The organism is Crocosphaera sp. Alani8 (assembly GCF_038442745.1).
In the GTDB taxonomy this organism is placed as follows: Bacteria; Cyanobacteriota; Cyanobacteriia; order Cyanobacteriales; family Microcystaceae; genus Crocosphaera.
In genome coordinates, this window is record NZ_JARVCN010000219.1 from 1 (window position 1) to 5,561 (window position 5,561).

The 5,561-nt window shown below is 38.9% G+C and carries 5 protein-coding genes and 2 pseudogenes; 5 read left to right on the forward strand and 2 right to left on the reverse strand.

Annotation, left to right across the window (positions count from 1 at the left end; translation table 11 throughout):
• Positions 1-46 precede the first annotated feature (46 nt).
• The 5 genes and pseudogenes from P9B04_RS13370 to P9B04_RS13390 all read left to right on the forward strand — a co-directional run.
• Positions 47-1,007 (forward strand): annotated as a pseudogene (locus P9B04_RS13370) (transposase); the annotation flags it as partial.
• Positions 1,008-1,137: 130 nt separating this feature from the next.
• Positions 1,138-1,269: pseudogene (locus P9B04_RS13375) on the forward strand (RNA-guided endonuclease InsQ/TnpB family protein); the annotation flags it as partial.
• Between the two features lie 80 nt (positions 1,270-1,349).
• Positions 1,350-1,832: a GNAT family N-acetyltransferase gene (locus P9B04_RS13380; protein ID WP_342055488.1), complete on the forward strand. Its 483-nt coding sequence runs from the start codon at positions 1,350-1,352 to the stop codon at positions 1,830-1,832.
• A 252-nt stretch (positions 1,833-2,084) separates the two neighbouring features.
• Entirely contained in the window at positions 2,085-2,654 is a 570-nt protein-coding gene (locus P9B04_RS13385) for a cytochrome b (RefSeq protein WP_342055489.1), read from the forward strand.
• Positions 2,655-2,885: 231 nt separating this feature from the next.
• Positions 2,886-3,404, forward strand: coding sequence for an HAD-IIIA family hydrolase (locus P9B04_RS13390; RefSeq protein ID WP_342055490.1), 519 nt, complete (start codon positions 2,886-2,888; stop codon positions 3,402-3,404).
• A gap of 61 nt (positions 3,405-3,465) precedes the next feature.
• On the opposite strand, the gene P9B04_RS13395 is transcribed toward P9B04_RS13390, so the two are convergent.
• Positions 3,466-4,794: a lysozyme gene (locus P9B04_RS13395; protein WP_342055491.1), complete on the reverse strand. Its 1,329-nt coding sequence runs from the start codon at positions 4,792-4,794 to the stop codon at positions 3,466-3,468.
• Between the two features lie 17 nt (positions 4,795-4,811).
• Positions 4,812-5,231 carry a hypothetical protein gene (locus tag P9B04_RS13400; RefSeq protein ID WP_342055492.1) on the reverse strand — a complete coding sequence of 140 codons (420 nt, stop codon included), beginning with the start codon at positions 5,229-5,231 and terminating at the stop codon, positions 4,812-4,814.
• Positions 5,232-5,561 lie beyond the last annotated feature (330 nt).

A 5,561-nucleotide genomic window follows, 5' to 3' on the forward strand; every position in this document is an offset into this window, starting at 1 on the left:
CTTTGTCCCCTAACTTTCGGCGAGTCCCCCCAGACTTTTTGAGAAGCTTCCTTTAGGGCATGGTTACAGTACATTGGCATGGATTCCTGAAGAAAACGGAAGTTGGGCATTACCATTAAGGCACGATTTAATTACATCTCATCAAACACCGATAGTCAAGGCAATTTTACAGGTTAAACAAGTTCGTAAATATCTCAAAGAAAGACCGATTACATTATGGGATAGTGAATACGGGTGTGCAAAATTTGTTAAAATGACATTCATGAATAGATGCTGACTTTTTAATGCGTTTAAGTCCAAATCGTTGTATTTATGCAGAACCGCCAAAATATCAAGGGAAAGGAAGACCCAGAAAACATGGTGAGAAAATGAAACTATCTGACCCCACAACTTGGGGCATTCCTGTTGAAACAGTAGAAATTAATGACTCAACCTGGGGGACAGTAGAAATCACAAGATGGAGTAAGTTTCATTTCTATCAATCTGCTGCCCAACCGATGGAAATCGTCTTGATTCAACGAAGGGGAAAAGAACTTTCCAAAAAAGTAGCAAAACCGATGTGGTTAGCATGGATTGGTGATGAAATACTATCTTTAAAATGGATTTGGGAATTATACTTGAGACGCTTTGCCATTGAACACTGGAATCGTTTTGTTAAACAAAGATTGCATTGGACTAAGGCCAAATTGGGAACCACAGAAAAAGGACAGCGATGGAGTCACTTAATGCCTATTTTAACATGGCAATTATGGTTAGGTCGTGACATAATAGAAGATAATCCTCTTCCTTGGCAGAAACCGCAAACAAGGGATAAGTTGACCCCAGGTCGAGTAGCACAAAGCTTTTCAGGACTTTTAACGGTGATTGGCACACCGGCAAAACCGCCCAAACCCCGTGGAAAGTCTCCTGGTTGGAAGAAAGGTAAAAAAAGGAATAAAAGACCTCATTATCCCACTGTTAAAAAGACAGTTACTCGACAGAAAAAAGCCAAGAAAAAGGCTGCTTAAAGTTTTTCATCAATATATTAGTATTATTTTCAGCTTTTCTGACAGGCTAAATCATATTTTTATGACTTCTAAATCGTTAGACTAGACTGTACAGTATGAGTGTTTAGTCTAAACTCCAGATAGTAGGCAGGGACTCTGCCGAACGGAAACCGTCTGTCAAGTCGAGGTGTCGGGGGTGATGAGCCTAGATAACTGGCGTAGGGGAAATATCCCTCTGTGGGCAGAAAGATCCCCGATGCGAGTTGGGAAGCCCACACCATAATCTGTGATTTGGTGTGGGAGGATGTCACTTCAAAGTGCCAACAATTGTTGATGTAGAATAGTCAAGAAATTGATTGAAACATGATTGACATTATAGAAGCAGACTTTAAGTTATCTGCTCATGTGAAAGCTCTGATCCAGTTAATGGATCAGTATGCACTTGATCCAATGGGTGGTGGTCAAGGTCTCTCCGATGAGGTGAAGGCTAATCTTCCAACAGAGCTTGCAAAGAGAAAATCGGCTCATGTTATTCTCGCATTTGTTGATTCTCAACCCGCCGGGCTTGTTGTTTGCTTAGAAGGATTTTCTACCTTTGCTTGTAAGCCATTACTCAATATCCATGATGTAATTGTTGCTTTACCCTACCGTAGACGAGGCTTGTCCAAACTTCTTTTAAACAAAGCTGAGGAAATCGCATACGATTTGGGTTGCTGTAAACTTACTCTCGAAGTGCTTGAAGGAAATCATGTTGCTCAGTCAGCATACAAAGCATTCGGATTCAGAGGCTATGAGCTAAATCCCAAAATGGGCAAAGCATTATTCTGGGAAAAGAAATTAGGATAAGGAATAAAGATTATTGTGATCAACTGTCGTTTTTTTGTTGACAATCTGTCCATAAAATAGCCTATTGTCTTTTCATGATAAATAATCTATCTTGAAAGATGTACAGAAAACTGAAAAATATTCAGAGGTCATTATTATGAGTTAATCAATTATTACCGATACTAAAACTGTACTCTTTTGTATTTGTTGAATTAATATCAATATCAATTCAACAAATAATAGTATTACTGTAAAGTAACTTGGGAAAAAGTCATGACTCAAAGTTCAAAAATAACAAAATCAAGAAAAAATTCTGCTTATAAAAATTTAATGTCGCTCCATTGGTGGATGTTTTATTGTTATATTTTCCTCTTCATTGGTGGTTCTTTAATGTCCCGTTTGCCAAGAGAAGTCTTTGGACGAAACTTTCTTTATGATTTTCATAAATCTATAGGCGTGTTGACAATGGCTTTACTAACTTGGAGAATTTTAACTCTATTACGAGTCTGGTGGAAAAAATATACTAAGCGATTGCCCAAGTATAGTTCTCAATGGATACAAAAAGTAGCTTTACATACTTCTCTTTATGTCTTTATGTTGGTTATTCCCATTAGTGGCTTCTTTTTTTCTAACTCTTTTCAAAACAATAATGTACGATTTTTCGGTGTTACTCTACCTGATTTATTTCCTCAGAATAGTAACTTGGTGGACTTAGGTCGAAACATTCATTTTTGGCTGGCTTATACTTTTTTAGCATTTATTATCTTGCATATTATCGAGCAATTCAAAGTCGTAAAAGGATTTTGGCGACGTATTACTAAAAGAAAAATAAAACCTAGCTAAGATCGAAAGAATAACCTGGAGGAAAAATCCCTTTGTTTTTGATGGTTTGTCACAGTAATTTCTACATGGATTTTTTCTGAAAGGCATGAATCAACCAAATGGCTTCGTCTAGTTGCCCTACCTTGGATTGATGATTTTTGTCCCCACGCCAGTTCCCGACGATAACCTTGATCAAGGCTGGTATCTTATTATTACGCTAATTAAAGGAGATCATTTGTTTTATTTAATAACATGAATAAGCTACTCTTTCTAGATTTAGATGGGACAATTAGAACGACAAAATCGGGAGAAAAATTTATCACCAAACCCGATGATCAAAAACCATTGGAGAAAGCCAGTTATATAACTCAAGTATACCATAATAATGGATGGAATATAATTGGAATTACCAATCAAAAAGGAGTTGATTTCGGACATAAAACATTAGAAGATTGTATAAAAGAACAGGTTGTGACAATGAGTTTGTTTCCTCAATTATGGACAATTTTATTTTGTCCTGACGAGGGAGAAACTATGATCAGAGTTCGCCCCAACGGGAAAAATGAAACTATTAAAAACCAGGGAAGTTTTGACAGTTTCAGGAAACCTGGAATTGGAATGATTCAGTGGTATAGAGAGCAATTTGCAAGTTTGCCTACACAAGAATTATTGGTAGGAGATATGGAGAGCGATCTCGAAGAGATCCGCTTCGCGGTGCGCCAATGTGCAGAGAAAGCAGGTATCGATTTTTTGTCTGCACAAGATTGGTGATCAACAGCTACAATTCCCAGTTAACTGCAGAAAAGTTGTGCTTCTTCAATTCTCCGCTTTCTCAAACCAGCTTCAACATTGGAACCTGGATTCCTGTACTTGACGAACTGTGCCTTGACCCATGCCTGGTCATCCCATCTTTCAGGAGAGTCGCAAACAGCAGTAATCGAGGTAAAGTTCCGTCCTTTGTAGAATTGTAACCAAAGCTATACAGGGCAACACACTGGTTGACGCTCATTCGGTCCCAAGTTGGAATTTTGCTTAACTGTGGTCTTAAGTGAGTTTTCAGAAAATCCATAGCGTACTCGTAAGCCTGTGATTCCGTAATACGATCGCCTTGTTTGACCTTGGTTCCATTGGGGTAAACCGTTGTCCCCATTCCGATAGTGGGAACACCCCAACCGTGTAAAGGATCAGCGTAAGCGTCCAGTATCATCCCTTCGTGTTTTTTGGTAAAGTCAACAGCTTTTTTTAATTCTAGCTCCAGTGTTTGAATGCTCTTCACAGCTTCCTCAACCGCTGACACAGCCAACCATCTTGACCACAGCAAGATAAAATCAAACTTGTAAGATTTATTGGCTTTATACTGAGGGTCAGACTTGACAATTTTCATTAGATTTAGAAACTGTGTTGGGTCTTGAATGACCACACAACCGGCAGACCAATTCTCTATGGTTAACCCTGCACTACCACGCCAACCAGTTGTCTTTGTGGTGTGTAGATTAATGCCTCTACCAGTTTCGACAGTAACCTTATCATCCCGAGAATAATTCTTATTTCGATCGCGAACCAATCTAGCAGCGTTAGAATTTTGGGCTAAAGCTTCATAACCTCGGTGAAGACCAACCTGCCATAAGTCTTGGTGGTGTCCAGTGTCCAACCTAGCCGCTCCAGTTGTACCACGATAGGGGTTTTGTGTTACCGTTCTACCAGGTTCCGTTGTGCCTGAGTAACAACATTTTAATTTGGGTGTCCCGTTTTCAAAGACCATAATAGCGATCGCATCATTCCACAAATTAGCCTGATCGTTATTAAAGGAACCATCGACATTCATCCCCTCAACGGCAACAATATTGATTTCTCCGTTCCCAGTTCTCAAAGGATAATTCCTAGATTTACAACAATCAACAATCTTTTGAGCTAAAGTTTTTTCTTTGTTGAATGGTTTGACCGTGTTCGTTGGAGTAGGCATTGAGGAATTTTTGGGGAATCCCCAGTTCTCTTTAAATAGCCACCAATCCCCTTGACCATAAGCTAATTTGCATAGAATTTGTTCTTCAGTTTCTTCTAAAATCTCCTCAATTTGTATTGCTGAACCTTCTGTATAAAGTTTTTGAGGAGCAACATTTTTGCCAATACGGGTTTGTGCGAGTGCAGTAAATTTTTTCATTTTAAGTTATTTATTATTTAGTGGTTGGTATTGTTTAAATTTTGAGAATCGCCGTAACATTGATACTTAGGAAGGTGGCGAATTAGCCCCTTTTCCATGTAATTGAATCGACGGCTTAATTTTTTTAGCATGACTTCAAGACCTTGGATGCGATCGTTGACGTATTGAGGACAGGCCGTGTAATCCTGTTGCAGAAGTCCATCCTGTGACTTCTGCAAAAGTTCGTTGAGCTTCTCTTTCCCCCATGCTCCCAATCCTCCACCGGCTAAGCAACCGCCGCCAAGACTAACCCACGGGGGTAACTGTTGAGAAGATTGAGAGGTTTTAGTAACTTGTGCTGGTGGTGCTTGGGGTTGAGCCGGATAGGCTTTGGCTAACTGTGAACTGCCAACGATGAGAAAAAAAACGAGTGCGGATAAAACAGCAAGTCTTAACATTTTCTTCAAATTGAGGTTAACTCAATCATGAATCGAAAATATTAGAATGGAAACGATATTAATCACGGTCATCTTTTACGTAGGTAGAAAGTGAGAATCACAAAACAACCGTTGCATTTGTCGATCTACCCGTATGTTTTAAAGGATTTTAAAGCGATCGTAGAAAAAAGGGAGATAAGTAGCTTGTCAAAGTGTTTAGAAATCTTGATACTTGAGGAGAGGGAAAGACTTGCTAAAAACAAAAACATTTGATGAAATTCAGTAAGTTATCCTAACTATAGCAATCAGGAATGATTTATGAGAATGAAGATGGGGTTTTTTATAGAGCAA

What these genes read in the sequence shown, in the direction of transcription:
- P9B04_RS13395 (WP_342055491.1), bottom strand. Translation starts at nt 4,794, where the DNA reads ATGAAAAAATTTACTGCACTCGCACAAACCCGTATTGGCAAAAATGTT.
- P9B04_RS13380 (WP_342055488.1), top strand. Translation starts at nt 1,350, where the DNA reads ATGATTGACATTATAGAAGCAGACTTTAAGTTATCTGCTCATGTGAAA.
- P9B04_RS13390 (WP_342055490.1), top strand. Translation starts at nt 2,886, where the DNA reads ATGAATAAGCTACTCTTTCTAGATTTAGATGGGACAATTAGAACGACA.
- P9B04_RS13400 (WP_342055492.1), bottom strand. Translation starts at nt 5,231, where the DNA reads ATGTTAAGACTTGCTGTTTTATCCGCACTCGTTTTTTTTCTCATCGTT.
- P9B04_RS13385 (WP_342055489.1), top strand. Translation starts at nt 2,085, where the DNA reads ATGACTCAAAGTTCAAAAATAACAAAATCAAGAAAAAATTCTGCTTAT.